The organism is Mesorhizobium sp. M0518 (assembly GCF_040321125.1).
Lineage (GTDB): Bacteria > Pseudomonadota > Alphaproteobacteria > Rhizobiales > Rhizobiaceae > Mesorhizobium.
The window spans coordinates 62,476-81,160 of sequence record NZ_JAMYQY010000025.1 but is presented as its reverse complement, the minus strand read 5'-3'; the positions used below and the strand labels follow the sequence as shown (position 1 = coordinate 81,160).

Below are 18,685 nucleotides of genomic sequence, written 5' to 3'. Positions count from 1 at the left end.
TTTTTTTAGCATCCCCCCTCCTCTTTATAAACCCTTTATTATGTTCGTGCCTTCTTTTTTTATTTAACCCCACTCTCCACACCGCCCTCTCATATCAAATTAATATCTCTGGCCCGCCTCCCGGGGCCCCCCCCCGACAGATGTTCCGGATGTGTGGACCAACAGCTGACGTGCGGGTTCCGTCCTGAAGACCGGGCGACGCAGGCCGAGGGCCGGCTTGACGGCCCAGCGCAACCACGCGTCAAAAACTTTTTGCCATCAGCGAGCCGCGGAGCTCAGGCACCACGCCGCCGCAATTGGACACTCGAAAACCTTGGACAACCAAGGTGATGCAGACCAGCCACTCGTACCGGCTCAGGCGAACACCGCGCTCATCCCGCAAGACACGAGTCACATGAACGCTCCGGCAATCGCGAGGGAATCTCGCCTCGCTGGTCGCTACCCTTCCAAACATCACGGGTGTCATTCAAACGGACGAGGACAGGCACCTGGTGTCCCCCTAGCGTGCACTCGGGCGGCATGCGCTCAGAGGTGATGAAACCGGGCCATGGCAGCATGAGAGCCAATCGGCCATGTGCGCTTGGGAGAGGCAGATGAACCCGCACCTGGTCTGCGTAGGAGGCGAGGATCACGCCTTGAGAGTTCCCTTCCTCATCGCGCTGCGAGAGAAAGGCTTTCGCGTTACGGCGGTCTCGAGCGGTTCTCCCGTACCGTTTTTACGGCATGACATTTCGCATCACAGGTTCTCCTTCGACCGCTTTGCAAGCGGAGGCGGGGAATGGCGCACCCTCGGAACGATGCGCCGCTTGATGCAGGAGCTTCAGCCTGACATCATCCAGAGCTTCGACACCAAGCCAAATCTGTTAACGCCCCTTTCGGTACGGGGAACTGTTCCGGTCATTCGCACCATCAACGGACTGGGGTGGACGTTCTCATCGCTGGAGCCTCGGGCCCTGGCGTTGCGTCCGGTCTATTGCGCACTACAATGGCTTGCGTCTTCCTGGACGGCTGCGACCGTATTCCAAAATAGCGACGACCAACTGTTCTTCGAGCGCTTTCGGCTGATCGGTCGCGGAAGTTCGCGACTGATACGCAGTTCCGGAATCGATGTCGACGCGTTCGCAACGGTGCGCCATCTCGGGTCCTCAGCAACGAAGATGCGAAAGGACCTCGGCCTTCAGTCCGCCGAAGTGGTGATCTTCGTCGGCCGTTTGACGCGCCAGAAAGGCGTGGCGACCCTTCTCAATGCGATCCCTCGCATCCTGTCCGCAAGGCCCGCGGCACGGTTTGTGCTCGTCGGCCCACGAGAATCCGAAGGCTCATTCGCAATCGACAAGTCGGAGCTTGATCGGCATGCACCTCATGTGCTGGCCTTGGGTCCACGACGCGATGTCGCCGATCTCCTTGGCATGGCCGATGTATTCGCCTTTCCCACTCAGTATCGCGAGGGGGTTCCGCGTGTATTGCTCGAGGCGGGGCTGGCGGGACTGCCCATCGTGGCCTCAAGGATGCCAGGCTGCAGCGACGTCGTCGAAGACGGATGGAACGGCTACCTGGTTGCGCCGCATGATGCCGAAGCCCTCGCCTCGCGAACAATAGACTTGCTGTCCGACCGCGCGGCGGCCAAGGCGATGGGCGCCCGTTCTGTTGAACTTGTCCGGAGGCGATTTGCCCTGCCACTGGTGGTCGACCAGTACTGCGACCTTTACGACAACACACTCCGCGCGGGGCACATGCGACCGCTCCCTGCCGTTGGGCTTGGAGGCGGCCTCGCAAATCACCGAGGCGGGGCACATCAATGATCCGGGACGCCTTGCTCGCCCTGGGGGTTGCTATGTCCTATGCGACGCAACTAGGCGTTCCGGGATTGCCGCTCGGCTATGGCGAATTGTTCATCGCGATCTGGATCGTGCTGGCGATTGGACGAATACTCGCTGGCGGTCGTCTCCAGCTCACACCCGCTTTTGTCCAACTGGCGAGCTTCTGGCTGCTCCTGTCGCTCGCTTTGGGGATCGGCACGATCGTCGGTTATCTGACCACCGTTCTTTATCTGACCGGGTTTGTACATGACGTTATGGCATATGTGTTGCTGGCAAGCTTTACGTGCCTGGCCGCGGCGGAGCCGGACGCCGATCGGCATCTGCGCCGCAGCGCATGGTACGTGGTCGCGTTTGCCAATGGAGCCTTTGTGATACAGCTTGGCTTGGCTTATGGTGCGATCCACCAATCCGGCGTCGATCCCTGGTATTGGGACCGGTTCCGTGGCTGGTCAGAGAACCCGAACCAACTCGCGCTCTATTGCGCGCTCTTTGGCCCGCTGGCTTTGCATCTTGCCACGACCACGCGCAACCCATGGGCTCGTTTGCTTGCATTCTCATGCCTGCTCCTGACGTTCTATGTCGGCCGACTGACGAAGAGCGACACCTATCTCTATACCAGCATCCTGAGCTGCCTCATCTTCATCGGATTGCGGCTTCGTGCATGGATAGCAACGAGCGGCCGCGCCAGCATGCCCCGCCTGGCGGCAATTATGCTGTTGGCAGGCTCCTTCCCTCTAGCGCTTGCAATGACGCCGTACGCGCTCACCGAAGAGACCAGCGTCGCCAATTTTGCGAAGAGCCTTACCAAAGACGAAGGCGGGGAAGCGACCGTCGAAACGTTCGAACTCCGGCTTTATCTGTGGCAGGAGGCTGTGGAAAAAGGATTGAAATCCGGGTCCCTGGGACTGGGCCCTGGCCCCCACCTCGAGCGGCCTCCCGTGGCCGACCGTCAATTTCTACAGCGACCTTTCGAGGCGCATAACACCGTTCTCGACCTTTACCTGCAGGGCGGATTGCTTGCCGTGATGGCGTTGGTCTGGATCGTGGGCGCCGCCATGTCCTCCGCCTGGCGAGCGGGATTCGACGCCCTGCTGGTGCTCGGGGGATCGACGATAATCTTCAGCATGCCTCACCTGATCATCCGCCACCCGATCGTGTGGTTTTCGCTGGCTTTCTGCCTCGTTGCCGGAAATCCGACCGCACTTCGGCGGCAGCTTGCTGAACCGAGGGTGGCCTAATGTGTGGGATCGCGGGAATTCTATTGGCTTCGGACGCTCTGGACATAAAGCCGCTTGGAGCGATCGGGCGGATGACTGCATCGCTGCGTCACCGGGGGCCGGATGGCGAGGGGCTCTGGATCGACCGCGAAGCTGGAATCGCACTGGGCCACAGGCGGTTGGCAATTGTCGACCTGTCAGCCGCCGGGCACCAGCCGATGCATTCCGCCAGCGGTCGGTACGTGATCACCTTCAACGGTGAGATATACAATTTTCGCGATTTGCGTAGCGAACTCGAGTGTGCGGGCCAAACCTTTCAAGGTGCTAGCGACACCGAAGTGATGCTCTGCGCAATCGAGCATTGGGGGCTTGAGGCCGCCCTCAATCGCTTTGCCGGTATGTTCGTCTTCGCATTGTGGGATCTCAAGACAAGAACCCTGCATCTGGCCCGCGACAGAATGGGCAAAAAGCCCCTCTATGTCGCATCGACCCGAGATGCGCTGGTTTTCGCGTCTGAGCTGAAGGCGATCAATTGCTTTCCGGGCTTTTCTCCCGACCTTGATCTTGATGCCGCCGCGGCAATGCTTTCGACGGGATGGGTGCCGGACCATCGCTGTATCTGGCGAAGCGTGTTCAAACTGCCGCCTGGTTCTGTCCTTTCCGTCACGGCGGCGAATTTTGCCGAAGACCGCAGCGCGGACCGTCTTTCCCGATGCATTCACCGCTGGTGGTCGCTGGCTGCCGTCGCTGCCGATGGGCGACGGAATCCCGCCATCGGCACCGACGAAGATCTGGTTGACGAACTGGACAACCGGCTTCGGCTGGCTGTGCGGGAACGTATGATCGCCGACGTGCCTCTGGGCGGCTTCCTGTCGGGCGGGATCGACAGCTCAGCCGTGATCGCCTTGATGCAGGCCCAATCCTGCAAGCCGGTTCGCAGCTTCACGATCTCGTTCGGAGAGGGCGGCTTTGATGAAGCTCCATACGCAGCGGCCGTTGCCCGTCATCTGGGTACCGACCACTCCGAACTTCACCTCTCGCCAAGCGCCGCACGTGACGTCATTCCCGAGTTGCCCCAGGTCTGGGATGAACCCTTCGCCGATGAATCACAAATACCGACCTTGCTCGTTGCCAGGCTCGCTCGTCAGCACGTCACCGTAGCGCTGTCGGGCGACGGTGGTGACGAATGCTTCGCAGGATACGGCCGCCACTTTATGGCGGAGCGGCTGAAACGGCACCTGCGCCTGCCCCGACAACTGCGCCGAACCTTGGCGGCAGGGGCAGGGTTTTTCGCACGCGCCGGACGTGACGATGCCGTTGGCAAACTGCCGCTCTCTGCGAGCGCGAGGCATTTTATCCGGAGCGACCGAATGGAACGCCTCGCCCGGCTGCTCACGGCATCGAACGAAGACGAATTGTTTCAGCGGCTGGCGCGGCCACAAGCTGAAAACCTTGGATATCAGCGGCCGACCGAACCAACCCACGGCTACGGCGGTCCGCCGCTTGACGACCTGCTCTCCCGTCTTCTGTACGATGACATGGCGGGCTACTTGCCTGGCGATATCTTGGTGAAGCTGGACCGTGCCACCATGGCCAACAGCCTTGAGGGTCGGTGTCCTCTGCTTGACCACCGCGTTGTCGAATTCTCCTGGCGGCTGCCATCCAACATGAAAGTTCGTGATGGCGCCGGCAAATGGATCCTTCGCCAATTGCTACGCCGCTATCTCCCGCAGCACCTGATCGAGCGTCCGAAACAAGGCTTCGATGTCCCTATCGCTGCATGGCTGCGGGGTCCGCTGCGCAACTGGGCCACCGATCTTCTCGCCGACATGCGAACCGAAAGCAGTGACGTATTGGACACCGCGAAGATCGACGCCTGCTGGCGCGATCACATTGATGGCCATAACCGCTCGCGCGAATTGTGGTCCGCGTTGATGTTCCAGGCCTGGCGGAGCAAGGCCAATCGGCAAGCACAGCAAACCGGCCCAACTCATGAACGCGACCTGGCAGGAGTGTAAGATGGTAGGTTCCGCAATCAGCCCGATCCAGCTGCCACGGGTCAATCAACTACCAGCACCGGTTCTCGAAGGCAGAGTGCCCGTGCGGTCATTGCGTGAGTATGTCGAGCCGCCCACCGCGTCGCGCCAACTCTTCGTGATTCTGGCAAGGAGAAAATGGTCTATTGTTGCCTTCGCTGTGTTGGGCGGCTTGTTGGCGGGGTTGCTGGGAAGCCTTCGACCAGTTCTCTACGAGTCAACAACCCAGCTTATCGTCGACGCCCCCTCGCGCGGTTCACTGCCCGTCGGCGCCCCGTCTTCGCAGGACCTCGTTGATTCAAGCATAGATGACCACATCACGATGTTATCGTCGCAAGATCACCTGCGCCGCGTCATGGCGGCACTGCGCAAGACAGGTGCGGCGGAAACCGGACAGGACAATTCCGCGAGCAGGAATTCCCGGCTTGAACCGTCTGCCACCCCTCCCCCAAGGACACGCTCACTTGCCGGCGGTCTACTGGACTGGCTGTGGCCAGGGGCGGACCAGGTAGCCAACGGTCCACAAGCCGAGGATGCCTCCGAGTTGAGAGCTTTGCGGCGAGGCATGCGGGTCGGGCAGGAGCTGCGATCGAGAGTAATCTCCGTCGCTTTTGCCGATGACAGCCCCGCGCGGGCGGCGCTCGTGGCCAACACATTCGCTCAGGTTTATGTCGACTCCCTAGCGAAGAAAAGGCAGGCATCCGACCAGCAAGAGCTCGATGCGATCACCGCCAGTTTGCCCGGGCTGCAAAATGATCTGCAGGCAGCGGCAGACCGCCTTGAGAAATATCGGCTGAGCCACGGAGCCATCGACCAAGGCTCGGCGGACAATGCAGCCAGGGAACGGGCCGACCTCAGCCAGCAATTGTCGATGTCAAAGGCGGACCTCGCCGCTGTGGAATCTCGGCTTCGATACGTCCAGGGGCTTCGAGAGCATGGGGCCTCTCTCACCGCCTTGGCCGAAGCTATTGGCGCGCCTGAACTTGCCGACCTTGCGGCTCGACAGGCTCTCGCGCCGGCAGACCAGGAACTCAGAGCCACGACGCAAAGCAAGATCGAACAAGGCGTCGACAAGATTGCTGCCGATGCAAACATTTTCCGTGCACAGATCGCCGCTCTTGAAAGCCGAAAGAACATCCTGGATGCGGTCATGGCCGACACCGCCAGCCGGCTTTCCGGTTTGCGGGCTCTCGAGCCGCAGGTCAGCCTGCTGACCCAGCGATATAACGAACTCCTTGGTCGACAACAGGATTTGACGCGGCGTATCGGAGTTCCCTCAGCTGGAATTTCCATCCTGTCCGCTGCTTGGCCGCCGACTATCCCGCAGACCTTGCCAGCCATCTTCCTTGTTCCCCCTGGGATGATCCTATTCGCCATTCTGGGGGCGATGTACGTCACGATGCGCAATCATTTCGACCGGACTTTCCGTGGCGAGGCCGAGGCAGAAGCGGTGCTCAAGGTTCCCTGTGTGGGGCAGATTCCCGAAGCAGGCGGAATGCATGCCAAACAACTGCGAAACCTCGTGCTGGGGGAGCGCAGGTCCGCATATAGCCGCGCCGTGACGTCGTTGCTGATTGCGGCGGCACCAAATGCGCTAAGGGCTCGTTCGTCGTACACGGCGCTTGTCACCTCCAGCGTGCCGCAGGATGGCGGGACCGAGCTCGCGTGGAGCCTGGCGCTCGCCGGCACGCGACTGGGCGGTCGAGTTCTGTTGGTCGATCTTGAACGCAAGGGCGTTCAGCTCACGCTCGAGTTCCTGCACCAGTTCAGCGAACGCAAGAACCGCCATTCCTTCGCTGACTATGTTTGCAATCGCTGCGACCTGGAAGGTGCCGTTGCCAGGCTGCATGAAATCGGGATCGACGTAATGACCGCCGCTCCGTCGGACGACCTGCTGGCGCTGCTATCATGCGAGGACGGAGGCAAAGTGATGGCGGATCTGCACGCGACCTATCGCATCGTGATCATAAACCTGCCGTCGGCGCTGGGGCAGCCGGAAGCCAAATTTCTGCCAGGATGGGCGGACGTGGTTCTTTTCGCCATCCGGTGGAGGAAAACGCCACGCACCCTCGCTCGCGGGGTGCTGGAACTCCTTCAGGGCAACGGTTCTCTTGCGATACCTGTTGGCAGTGTCCTCACGCGAGTGAATCTGAAAAAACATGCCGGATATCGGCTCGAGGACAGCGCTGACCTCTTGCGCGAGCAAATAGCATGACGGCCACAGGCTCGTCCTTGGGCTACGGACGATCCTGGGGCGGTTCATCCAGGGAGCGGCCAGGACGATTCACGGTGCAGCCTGTCAGCAGAGCGCGTCATTCAGGTGAATGATGGCAAGGTCCGGTGTGCATCGTAGGCTGCGGCAATCCCCGATATTTGCCTCCCTCGGAAGCGCGAACCGATGGCACCAAGCGACCTTCTGAGACCCAAGACGGTTCCTGCGGCAGGCACAGCCATCATCGTTGTTCGGCCGAGCCCGATCGGCTCGATCATTCGTGCAGCAAGCGGAGTGTCGGCAATGGCGATTGTCGGCCAGCTCACCCTTCTTGCCGCAATCCCGGTTTTGGCGCGGCTCTATTCGCCGGCCGATTTCGGCATCTTTACGATTTATCTGTCGATCGTGAACATACTCGCCGGGGTCGCGGCATTGCGCTTCGAGGCTTCGCTCTATGGGGTCAAGGGGAACGCGCAGGCCTATGTGACGGTCAAGCTTATTCTCTTGGCTGTGTTCGTGACGACCGTCCTGGCCTTTTCGGCCGGACAGATGCTGTCGAACCTTGCTCCCAATCGCCTCGGCTCGCTCGCCTGGCTCATTCCGATTGGAATGGGAGGCGCAGGTCTGGTCGAAGCCATGAACTGCTGGAGTCTGCGTGCCGGGCTTTTGCGCGATTTTGCTCTCGGGCGCCTGATCCTGCCGGCAAGCATGGCTGCACTGCAATTGGCTTTCGGCATCGCCGAACTCGGCGGTGAAGCGATGATCCATGCCCATATTTTAAGCCAGTTCGTCTTCATCGGGGTGATCGGCTATCGGGTGATGAGTTGGGAGGATTTGCGTGGCATCGCCTGGGCACCTTGGCGTGCGGTATTGGAAAAGGCTCGGCGGGAATACAAATTTCCTCTGTTCGATATTCCCGCAACGCTCGCGAGCATAGCAATCAACAATCTTCCAGCAGTCCTTGTCGGCGGGCTGTTCGGCACCGCATTTGCCGGATATTTGGGCGTGGCCGCGCGGCTGGTCACCGGTCCGGTGACGCTGATCGCCACACCGCTCAGCAATGTTTTTGTCGCCGAAGCAAACCGGAACAGCAATCGTGGACACCTGCTTGGTGTGGCGCGCGGGCTTCTCCTGCTGGCCGCCGCCTTTACCGCGGTGCCGATCTTGCTGCTCGGCCTCGCCGCGCCCTATGTGGTCGTTCCGCTTCTGGGCGAGCCTTGGATGCCCACTGCGGAAATCATGACCGCACTGGCGCTGATGGGCGCGGCACAGGCGTTGTCGACTCCGCTCAGCGACGTTCCCGCTCTGTTACGGCGGCAAGGAACAAGACTGGTCATCGACCTCGCACGGGCGGTTCTCGTGTTTGGCCCGCTGCTCGCCGGCGCCCAGGCGGGCTGGCAGCCAGTCACCGTCATCTATTTCATGGCCGCCGGCGGCGCGTCGGGTTTCGCTCTGAAAATGGCAGCATCACTGTATCTGTTGACCCACGACCCTCAACCAGCAGGCGCTGCAACGTGCATCCAACATGAATGTCTCGAGGAAAAAACACCATGAATTCGTCGTCGGTTGACAACCTTCAAGCGGCAGTTGCGGTCACCCAGCATGACCGGGCCGATCTCTCGTGGTCACGCCCTTTTATCTCGGTCGGGATACCAACCTTTCGTCGACCGGATACGATCCGCAGGGCGATCGACAGCGTCTTGGGCCAGGATTACTCCGATTGGGAGTTGGTCGTGAGCGACGACGAGGGGCCGGAGGGCGAGACCTGGGCTATCGTGACCGACTACGCACGGAGCGAACCTCGCATCCGCATCATCGAAAACAGTCGAGGTCGCGGTCAGGTGGAGAACACCAACAACGCTATGCTGGCTTGCTCCGGACGATGGATCAAGTTGCTACATGACGATGACTGGCTTGCGCCAGGTGCACTCAGGACATTCGCCGAAATTGCCAAACAGTACCCCTCAGTCGCCTTCATGACGTCAGCCGCAAACATAATCGAGGACAAGCGAGTGCGATTTCGCCAAGTCCCCAAGCAGCAGGAACCGATCTCGCTTTATTCCAGCCAGCAGTGCCTGATGGACCTCTATCTGGTGCGCGCGACACGCTGCCTGGGGATTATTCCATCCACATTGTTGATCAACAGCGACGTCATTCGTGCCGGCTGCTTGATGCGCACGCACAAAGAGATTCCGGCCGGAGTGGATCAACTGTTCTTCGTGGATCTAGCCAGCCATGGGGACATGGTGGCGATAAGCGATCCGCTTACCTTTTACGATGCAACGAACCATCCAAGCATTACAACGTCAAAGAGTTTCCGCGAGGTCGACGAAGTGACCCTCGCCGTCAAACAGCTTAACTGGAATCTCATCAAGGACCGCAACCATCTCCCGCCTCCCGAGACATTGCTGCGGGCATTGCGGGTTGCTCGTATTCCCATGAGGTTCCACCAGCAGTCCTGGTTGACCACGTTCCTGGACGGGATTCAGATCTTCCGGCCTTCCGTCATGAAGGTGGCGGGCTGGCACGTGCTTAACCACGTGTTTGCAATCCGCCCAAGATTGGGCCGGGTGCGCACACGACGGCGGTAGGGTGAGGCTGGCGGACAAGCACGCCGGCAACAGATTGCGCGCGCACAAGCCTGTTGCGCGCGCGCATGGTACGGCCGTTACCTCACGGCAAGACGCATATGCGCCCAAGAAGAGCTACCAGTTCCGCCTGGCGCCGTGTTTCGGTCTTGGCGAAGAGCGACGCCAGCTGTGACCTTATCGTGGTCCGGCTCAAGCGCCGCTTGCGGGCTATCTCCAAAGGGGCATCGCCCTGCGCCAAGCGCAGCGCGAGTTGCGTTTCGGCACTCGTCAGACCAAACATTCTTTGCAGCGTCTGGGGATTTGGCCCGGACCTGTTTTCACGATCCAGCAGCGCCACGATACTCGTCGCGTCAGGCGTTGCTATGCCCTTCTCGTTCAAAATCAAGGGCCTGTCGCCCATACCGCGGATCACCACCCATGAAAGCGTGCCAGGAAGAAAATTCCCCGGCACGTTTGCGATCAGCCGCCTCAGAGCAACCGACACCTTGCCGGCCGTATCAGCTGCCTCGCCCTCGCGCTCCAAGGTGTTTTGAGCGGCTGAATTCCACTCCATGACCTTCCTGTCGCTGTTCAGGATCAGATAGCCACACCCGATGCGATCAAGCATTCTCACAACAGATGCAAGGCTGCTCTGCTTTGGCTCGACAGCCACGCCGTCGAACCTTTGTGGTGCTTGGTGCCAGGCGGAACTATGGCCACCCTGCGTTCTCAAGGCCGAGACGGGCTTTCCCCCGAAACTTCCATATTGGCGACCAAGAATTCCATCATGCTGCCTACCAACCAGTGCCATTTTCTTACCTCCCGCAAAACGGCAACGCCTCCCTGTCAGGAGGTGCCTTAAACATGTCAGTCAGGTCGCTTGGAGAGTTGCGGTCCGATCCGCCCCCGACAACGGACAAAATGCGCGCTACAATCCCGGGGAACAATCCTGCGGTCGGACTAGTCTGTACGCTTTTCGGTCTAATCTCGACGGACTAGTCAGAAGGTTATAGTCTGGCACATGCGTTTGCATTCGCTCAGTTTGCATCCGAACAGCTCAGGCAAGTTGCTAACCCACCTTGCCTCGATGTCGCTCCTGGTCGCGACACTTGCGGTCGAGACAGCGCTGCCCGCCTCCATGGCATACGACATCGGCTTTTTTGAGTTTGTTCCCACCATTATTGCCATCTCATATCTCGAAGATCGCCTGATTGCCCTTGCGGCAACGTTTGTGATGGTGACTGTCGGCTTGTTGGCGCGGGATGTCCTTCACAATCCAACCGACGTCGACGTTTGGATTAGGGCCATCCTGCTGCTGGTTGCAGGGGGGATGATCGCCCTGACTTTCCACCGGCAGAGGCAGGACTACCGCACCCTTTTGCGGGTTGCAGAGGCTAGACTCGTGGCCTTGGAGGCGACCGAAAACAGTTATCGCTGGGCATTTGAACGTGCCGCTATCGGCTTTGCCAATATGAGCGAGAACGGAGAGTTGCAACGATCCAACAAACGTCTTTGTGAGATGACAGGGTATGCCGAGGAGGAGCTTTCTAGTTTGCCAGTCAGGGCACTCGTCCATCCTGACGACAACCACACTTTGGCGGAAGCATTGACTCGCCTCAAAGACACGACTTCGTTCGGCTCGGAGATCCGTCTCCTGAGAAAGGACGGCACGGTTTTGTGGACAAGATTGGCGCTGTCTTTGGCCGTGCCAGCTGATGCTCTCCCTCAAAGCATCTTTGTAATGGTGGACGACATATCGGGAGAGCGAACCGCCCGCGAGGCACTCCGGGCTCAGAAGGAATGGTTGGACCTGGCGCTGTCGTCCAGCCGGTTGGGAACATGGCGCATAGACTTCGAGAGCGGATCCGTGAACGGCTCGGCCGCGTTCTGGGAAATGATGGGACTGGCACCCGCGCCGAGCCGTCCGCTGCAGGAACTGGCTGCGGTCGTTCATCCAGCCGACTTGCCTAATTTGACGGCCCCGGGAGAGCTTGCATCCGGCGCCAACTATGACGCGGAGATCCGCATCAGGCGAGCTGGCGGACATATCCGCTGGATTGCTCTTCGCGGACGGGACGAATTGCGCGATGGTCGTGCACAGCGAATAGGAGTCGCCGCGGATGTCACCGATCGGCGCATAACCATTCTGCTGCGGGCTGCGGCGAAGAAGCGAGAGCGGGCCATGCTTGAACAGCGCCACAGGCTCAACAATCTGTTTCCGGTGATCACGGCGCTTGTGAATATGGTTAGTGCCCCCGACAACGATATCGCCCGCTATAAGCAGACACTGATCCAAAAAATCGGCGCACTCCAGGCGACGCATCTGCTTCTTTCACGCGATGGCAACCTGTCGGCGTCCTTGCGCGACCTCATCGTTCAGGAATTGCAGCCCTACATGGGGACGCACAACATCTCGATCAGTGGGCCCGAAGTAAAAATCGCAGAGGGTTCGGCTGAGAGCTTCGCAATGATCGTTCACGAGCTTACGACCAATTCCGTGAAGCATGGGGCTCTCGGCACTCCGGCAGGCCGGATCGAGGTCATGTGGCAATTCACAGCCCAGGAGCCCGGCGCCGACATCGTGTTTGAATGGTCGGAATCGGGAGAGCGCCGGGTCTCCACCTCGGCTCGGCGCGGTTTTGGGTCGTTGATCATTGGAGCCGACGGTGAGCCTATCGTGGGTCACTCTTCCAAGCTTGAGATGCTGGCTCACGGACTGAAATATTCGGTCCGGCTGCCGCCAAAAGCAATCGGCGCTAGTTGACGTCTCTGGCGGCCCATGTCTTCAGCAGAACCGCGGCCTCTGTCCGATTTCGTGCCCCAAGTTCGCGCAGGACGGCGGCGGCATGAATCTTCGTCGTCGCTTCTGCAATTTCAAGAGAGCGGGCAATCTCTTTGTTCGAGTAACCTTCGGCCATCAACCTGAGGACTTCCTTCTGTCTGGACGTAAGCCTGCCCAGATTGTTGACGCTGGTGGTCCTGTGGGGCATTCGCGTGGGAGCCTCGGATGGAAGGCGTACCGGCTCCTTGGACCTTTGTGAAAGAAGTGCCGGAACGTAAATACGGCCGGCCAGGATTTCCTTCACCGCCAGGACCACCTCCTCGTCCGTTTGGGACTTTACGATATAGCCATGAAGTCCAATCGAGAGGGCAGTTAGAATCTCGGCGCGTGAATCGGTCCCTGAAACAATTGCAAACCGTGTGTCGGGATGAGCCGGTAAGACGTCGCGAAGATCGTCCTGGCCGGACAGTCCTGGCATGTTCAGGTCGATGACGGCGAGATCAACGGGCGCCTGATCTTCAAGCAGGCTTATGACGGTATCAAAACACGCCGCTTCGAATATTTCCAAGTCTGGAATGCCGGCCATCAATGCCAGTCGCAGCCCACGACGATACAAGCCGTGATCATCGGCGATGATAATACGATACATGAACCACCCACCTTTTGGCAGCCCGCATGTGTCCCTAGCTGCCGAACCCTCCCTTTGGATGGACTGTACGGTGACCCAACACAGATCAGCCGCCCGCTGATCCCCCGTATGTCGACGCTCGTCGCCGCCCATCCGCACATTTCAACCTGCTAATATAGCTTACAATCGCACACATTTCAGGGCCAGATAGCAAAGTGTTTTTTTCGTACGAACGGTAGCGATGCCCTTCCGAGAAGGTCGTTACCGGCGCCGGACATGCGCACAGCAGTTGCCAATCGAGCGGCTACAGCTCCCAGCTCTGATTGACCGCCCTGCCGCGCCCATGCCCTGCCGGCTGGAATATTGAAATCAAAACGCCGGGAAAGTGCCATTCAAATGCACGACGACGCCTTCTCGGGCGCCACTTACCATCGCTGCACCCGGAGAGGCGAAACCAACACTGGCGTACCTTCCGGCCGGTGGGCTGGACCCATCACACCGCGACAGTCGTATCAATAGGAGGACGAGATGAAAGCGGTCATTCAGTGCGGTGGAATGGGAACACGCCTTCGGCCTTTCACATCCATCTTGCCCAAGCCTCTCATGCCGATCGGTGCTCGACCGGTTCTTGAATTGCTTTTGAAGTGGCTGCGACGGAACGGCATTCAGGAAGTCTACGTCACGACCGGCTATCTGGGGCACTTGATCCGCACCGTATGCGGAGACGGATCACAGTGGAATCTAAGGATACGCTATACCCAGGAGCTGGAACCTCTCGGCACTATCGGCCCGCTCTCCCTGATCAGGGAGGAACTGGACGAGCCGTTCATTGTTCTCAATGGGGACGTACTTACCGATCTCAGTCTCAGCCGGTTTGTGGCATCACACCGGACTCACACGGATCCAGTCACCATAGCCACCGCTTCCCGCGTCATCAAGATGGACTTCGGCGTCATCGACGAGATCGACAATACTGTTAAAGTATTTCGTGAAAAACCGACTCTATCTCATCTGGTAAGCATGGGTATATATTGCATGAACCCAGATGTTTTCCGTTTTATACCTGACGGTATCGCCTTCGGATTCGACGACCTCATGCTGCAGATGATGCAAAACGGCACGAATGTGCACGTCTACAAACATGATGGGCTTTGGCTGGATATCGGACGCGTTGAAGATTTTCAAAACGCACAAACCATTGCCTGGGAAGAGCAGTCCGCATCGATCGAGGTCTCGGCAGCGGCCGCTTGAGGGCCGAACGCTCGGTCGCGCCAACATGAGGAGGTCGTAATGCTCTTGGTCAGCGCTCCTATTCTTGGCTTTCCGGAAAAGGCGGCCCTGGCCAAAGTTGTCGACAGTGGGTGGCTGACGATGGGGGACCAGGTACGAGCCTTTGAAGAGGCCTTCGCGGCCGTGCATGATGCGGTCGATTGCGTCGCCGTCAGCTCTTGCACCGCCGCCCTGCATCTCATTCTCCATGCACTTGGGATCGGCCCTGGAGACGAAGTGCTGGTTCCCTCGCTGACCTTCGTGGCGACCGCGAATGCAGTGCTCTACGTAGGAGCAACACCGGTATTCGTCGACATAGAGTCGGCCGAAGTGCCACTGATGTCTCTAAGCGACGCGGAAGCCAAGTGCACCGGACGCACCAAGGCAGTCATTCTCGTCCATTTTGCCGGCTACCTCGCCGACCGGGAAGAATGGCAGAGATTTGCCCGTGTGCGAGGACTGCATATCGTCGAGGATGCCGCGCATGCTCCCGGCCTTAAGGAGGTGGGGACTTACGGTGCGGCCGCGGCCTTTAGCTTCTACGGCAACAAGAACATGACCACCGCGGAAGGCGGGGCCGTTATCGCCCGGGATGCACAGCTCCGTGAAGCGATCCGCCAGGCTCGCGGACATGGGATGACCAGTGGCACACATCAGCGGCTGAACAGCCGCACGCCGCAATACGACGTGACGATGCTCGGTTTCAATTATCGCATGGACGAATTGCGCGCCGCTATCGGCTTGGTCCAACTTCAGAACCTGCAGGAATGGAATGAAATCCGGCGCATATTGGTCGTCCTCTATCGGCGTCTGATCGCAGATTATTGCTCGGCTGTGACAGTCCCGTTCGGCAAACCGCGGACCTCGGCCTACCACATCATGCCTGTCCTCCTGCCGCATGACGTCGACCGGCAAACGGTAATCGACCATCTGCGAACGAAGGGTATACAGACCACAATCCACTATACGCCCGTGCACCAGATGACGCTTTATCGCCAGATGTTCACTGAAATCCATCTGCCGAAGACCGAGGACTTCGCGCAGCGGGAATTGACGATTCCACTACACCCGCAAATTACGGCAAGTGCGATCGAGTCGGTGGTTGTTGCGTTGGCCACGGCGATTGAAGGCAGCGGGCGGGCGGGAGCCGCGGCATGAACGCACTCGACGTGACGATGCATCGGCCCGCCGTAGCTGGCACCAGCCACGGAATTGCCAGACGCGCTATGGACATCATCCTCGCCGCAGTAGCGGGAATGGTACTCGCTCCACTGATGCTCCTGATTGCCGTTGCACTCTTTGTCGAGGGCGGTTGGCCCGTGCTTTTCGCACAGACGCGCCTGGGTGCCGGCGCAAAACCGTTTCGCATGTACAAGTTCCGCAAATTCAAGACGACAGCCGATCCTTTCGGCCTTGCGCTGACCATGAACGATGACAGCCGCATGACGCGGGTAGGCCGTTTTCTCGCGGCAACGAAACTTGATGAGCTGCCCCAACTGTGGAACGTTTTCACGGGGGACATGGCAATTGTCGGGCCGCGGCCGGAAAGCCTTGCCTTCGCCGATTGTTTCCGCGGCGGCAATGAAGCTGTCCTACAGTGGAAGCCTGGCCTGCTCGGCCCAACCCAGGTTCTCTTCCGTCACGAAGCCTGTTTTTACCCGCCCTCCCTTGATCCGCTCCTGTTTTATCGAGAGGTCCTGTTCCCGGCCAAGGCAACGATCGACCTCGCCTACTATCCGCGGCGCACCATTGCATCGGACCTCGTCTGGATAATGCGGGGCTTCAGGGCGGTTTTCGGCGTGTCCCTGCCTCCCGCGGCAAGTGGGTAGAGTTGGCAAGTGAGGAGAGTTTGGCATGAATGGATTGTTGTTCGTTCGCCAGTTTGACGGCTCACATGATCGAAGGAGTGCACGGTCGTGAACTATCACGGCAGGAAGGTCCTGGTCACGGGTGCGGATGGATTTATCGGATCCCACCTCACGGAAGCGCTGGTGCGCGAAGGTGCCGATGTCACGGCACTGGCCCTCTACAACTCGTTCGACAGCCATGGCTGGCTGGATGATTTGCCCGACCACGTTCGAAGCCAGTTGCAGTGCATTCGGGGGGACGTTCGTGACAGCGCCTTCATCAACCGGATCGTGCGCGGCCAGGCGGTGGTGTTTCATCTGGCTGCGCTGATTGCGATTCCCTATTCCTATGCGGCTGCCCAATCCTATGTGGAAACCAATGTGCTGGGTACCGTGAATGTCCTCGAAGCGGCACGCCACTGGGAAACCGAGCGCATTGTGCATACGTCCACAAGCGAGGTTTATGGCACCGCTCTGACCATGCCGATCCACGAATCCCACCCGTTGCAGGGACAATCCCCCTACTCCGCATCCAAGATCGGCGCGGACATGATGGCGGCGTCCTATGCCAGGTCCTTCGATGTGCCGGTGGTGATCCTGCGACCGTTCAATACATACGGGCCGCGCCAGAGCGAGCGGGCCATCGTGCCGACCATCATAAGGCAGGCTCTGGACGAGAACTGTTCGGCGATCATGGTCGGCGACACCAGCCCTATCCGCGACCTTACCTTTGTGGAAGACACTGCGGCGGCATTTGTGGCGGCAGGGGCGGCCAAGCTTGAATTTGGCCATGCCTACAATGCCGGCAGCCAGCGCGCCGCCAGTGTCTCGGACGTTTTGGAGTTGGTGCTCGAGTTGAGTGGCACCAGGAAACCGGTCCGCCGCGATGAAAGCCGGGTGCGGCCGCAGAACTCCGAGGTTCGTGCGTTGCTCGCCGATTCCTCAAACCTTGAAAGTAAAGTCGGATGGCGGGCACATACGAGCCTGCGTGATGGTCTGGAAAGGACCATCGAGTGGTGGCGCTCGCGCCTCAGCGAAGGCCGCGTCCGTCGTGAAATGAGCTATATGACATGACCTTTCCGCGGCTCATACCGGCTGTGCTGCTGATGGCCGCTCTGCTGGCGCTGCACACAGCCGGAAACCGGCCGAGCGGTGCGGCAGGCACGGAGCCGTCAATGGATCTGCCCGCTTACCTGAAACCTGTCACTGATCCGGCGACAGGGATCAGCTTTACTCGGATTACCCAGCCCGGAGCTCTTGGCAGCGGAATTGTCTGCGGCAAGATATATTGCAGTCACCGATACTCGAGCGCGCAAGCGTGGAATGCGGATCAGAGCCTCCTCGTCCTCATGAACGGCTGCAACGGCATGTGTTTCCTCGACGGGAAAACCTACCTCCCTTTGTTTCACCGCAACAAGTCGGGTGAGTGCGAATGGCGCCCTCGAAAGGCGGAGATGATGATCTGTGTCGACGGTCAAAAGATCTCGACTTGGGCTCCCCGCACCAATCGTGAGGACATAGTGTATGCCGCAACGAAATATCGGGATCTCGAATTCGGCCCGTCCAAGGGAAATCCTAGTCGTGACGGCAACCGCATTGCCGTACGCGCGACCCGCGATGATGGAGCTGCCGTCGTCTTCGCATACGACATCGACCGGCGTCTGAAATACCCGGACATCGATCTCGCCCAGGTTGCCGGAACGACCAGTTCCTGCACCATTTCTCCGCTTGGAGAAAACATCCTGTGTTTCCAAAACCTGGTCGACGGCACCGAGCAGCGAGCCATTTTCGCAGTCGACGGCACCCTGCGCCAGAGGTGGAAGGACCATCATCGGCCCGGCCATGGCGATTTGACTCTCGATGCGGATGGTAGCGAGATTTACGTCGGAACCAGCAAATCCGCTCCGGACGAATATCAGGTGATCAAGCGTCGGCTGTCCGATGGAAAGGTCACGTCGCTCACGAAGTACGGTGAGGCCGAGCATACGTCGCTGCGTGCTTTGGACAGGCCCGAATGGGCATTTATAAGTTACGGGGGCAATCCCGATGAGGTTCGGAGCCATCCAAACTGGGCGCCATACACGCGCGAAGTGATCGCGCTGCGTGTTGACGGTCGTCAGGAGGTCCGACGCATCGTGCAGACGCGAAACGCTCCATTTGACTATTGGAGCGAGACACATGCCTCACCGTCCCCTGATGGGTCGCAAGTGATCTGGTCGAGCAATTGGGGGGTGCCTGGTGGGCCGGTCTACGAATTCGTCGCCCGTCTCGATTGGCCGCAGCAGCCGAGCTTGAATTAAAGGG

At 59.4% G+C, this 18,685-nt stretch carries 14 protein-coding genes; 12 read left to right on the top strand and 2 right to left on the bottom strand.

The genetic code is table 11. The features are described 5' to 3' along the window. Positions 1-593 precede the first annotated feature (593 nt). The 6 genes from NKI66_RS28065 to NKI66_RS28040 all read left to right on the top strand — a co-directional run bounded on the left by NKI66_RS28065 (position 594) and on the right by NKI66_RS28040 (position 9,876). Positions 594-1,802 carry a glycosyltransferase family 4 protein gene (locus NKI66_RS28065; RefSeq protein WP_023808941.1) on the top strand — a complete coding sequence of 403 codons (1,209 nt, stop codon included), beginning with the start codon at positions 594-596 and terminating at the stop codon, positions 1,800-1,802. Next, the gene (locus NKI66_RS28060) at positions 1,799-3,058 is read left to right on the top strand and encodes an O-antigen ligase family protein (RefSeq protein WP_023808942.1); all 1,260 of its coding nucleotides are present in this window, start codon (positions 1,799-1,801) and stop codon (positions 3,056-3,058) included. The genes NKI66_RS28065 and NKI66_RS28060 overlap by 4 nt, the downstream gene beginning before the upstream one ends. After that, positions 3,058-5,055 carry an asparagine synthase (glutamine-hydrolyzing) gene (asnB, locus tag NKI66_RS28055; protein WP_023808943.1) on the top strand — a complete coding sequence of 666 codons (1,998 nt, stop codon included), beginning with the start codon at positions 3,058-3,060 and terminating at the stop codon, positions 5,053-5,055. The genes NKI66_RS28060 and asnB overlap by 1 nt, the downstream gene beginning before the upstream one ends. 1 nt (position 5,056) lies before the next feature. Next, complete coding sequence (locus NKI66_RS28050) at positions 5,057-7,288, top strand: GumC family protein (protein ID WP_023808944.1); 2,232 nt, start codon at positions 5,057-5,059, stop codon at positions 7,286-7,288. A 300-nt stretch (positions 7,289-7,588) separates the two neighbouring features. Then, entirely contained in the window at positions 7,589-8,839 is a 1,251-nt protein-coding gene (locus tag NKI66_RS28045) for an oligosaccharide flippase family protein (RefSeq protein WP_245486033.1), read from the top strand. Then, positions 8,836-9,876: a glycosyltransferase family 2 protein gene (locus tag NKI66_RS28040; protein WP_023808946.1), complete on the top strand. Its 1,041-nt coding sequence runs from the start codon at positions 8,836-8,838 to the stop codon at positions 9,874-9,876. Before NKI66_RS28045 ends, NKI66_RS28040 begins: the two co-directional genes overlap by 4 nt. A gap of 82 nt (positions 9,877-9,958) precedes the next feature. Here NKI66_RS28040 and NKI66_RS28035 read toward each other — a convergent pair whose 3' ends face one another. Further along, entirely contained in the window at positions 9,959-10,666 is a 708-nt protein-coding gene (locus NKI66_RS28035) for a helix-turn-helix transcriptional regulator (protein ID WP_031212340.1), read from the bottom strand. A gap of 210 nt (positions 10,667-10,876) precedes the next feature. Between NKI66_RS28035 and NKI66_RS28030 the strand changes: the two genes are divergently transcribed. After that, positions 10,877-12,619 (top strand): PAS domain-containing protein, encoded by a 1,743-nt coding sequence (locus NKI66_RS28030; RefSeq protein ID WP_023808948.1) that lies wholly within the window; start codon positions 10,877-10,879, stop codon positions 12,617-12,619. Here NKI66_RS28030 and NKI66_RS28025 read toward each other — a convergent pair. Further along, the gene (locus NKI66_RS28025; RefSeq protein WP_023808949.1) at positions 12,612-13,286 is read right to left on the bottom strand and encodes a LuxR C-terminal-related transcriptional regulator; all 675 of its coding nucleotides are present in this window, start codon (positions 13,284-13,286) and stop codon (positions 12,612-12,614) included. The genes NKI66_RS28030 and NKI66_RS28025 overlap by 8 nt on opposite strands. A 507-nt stretch (positions 13,287-13,793) precedes the next feature. Here NKI66_RS28025 and NKI66_RS28020 point away from each other — a divergent pair. From NKI66_RS28020 to NKI66_RS28000, 5 genes are all read left to right on the top strand, one after another. Beyond that, positions 13,794-14,516, top strand: coding sequence for a nucleotidyltransferase family protein (locus NKI66_RS28020; protein WP_023808950.1), 723 nt, complete (start codon positions 13,794-13,796; stop codon positions 14,514-14,516). 39 nt (positions 14,517-14,555) lie between these two features. Continuing rightward, positions 14,556-15,692, top strand: coding sequence for a DegT/DnrJ/EryC1/StrS family aminotransferase (locus NKI66_RS28015; RefSeq protein WP_023808951.1), 1,137 nt, complete (start codon positions 14,556-14,558; stop codon positions 15,690-15,692). Next, positions 15,689-16,363 (top strand): sugar transferase, encoded by a 675-nt coding sequence (locus NKI66_RS28010; RefSeq protein WP_023808952.1) that lies wholly within the window; start codon positions 15,689-15,691, stop codon positions 16,361-16,363. The genes NKI66_RS28015 and NKI66_RS28010 overlap by 4 nt, the downstream gene beginning before the upstream one ends. An 87-nt stretch (positions 16,364-16,450) precedes the next feature. Beyond that, positions 16,451-17,455 carry an SDR family NAD(P)-dependent oxidoreductase gene (locus tag NKI66_RS28005; protein ID WP_023808953.1) on the top strand — a complete coding sequence of 335 codons (1,005 nt, stop codon included), beginning with the start codon at positions 16,451-16,453 and terminating at the stop codon, positions 17,453-17,455. Continuing rightward, positions 17,452-18,681: a hypothetical protein gene (locus NKI66_RS28000; protein ID WP_031212341.1), complete on the top strand. Its 1,230-nt coding sequence runs from the start codon at positions 17,452-17,454 to the stop codon at positions 18,679-18,681. The genes NKI66_RS28005 and NKI66_RS28000 overlap by 4 nt, the downstream gene beginning before the upstream one ends. The last annotated feature ends 4 nt before the right edge of the window (positions 18,682-18,685 follow it).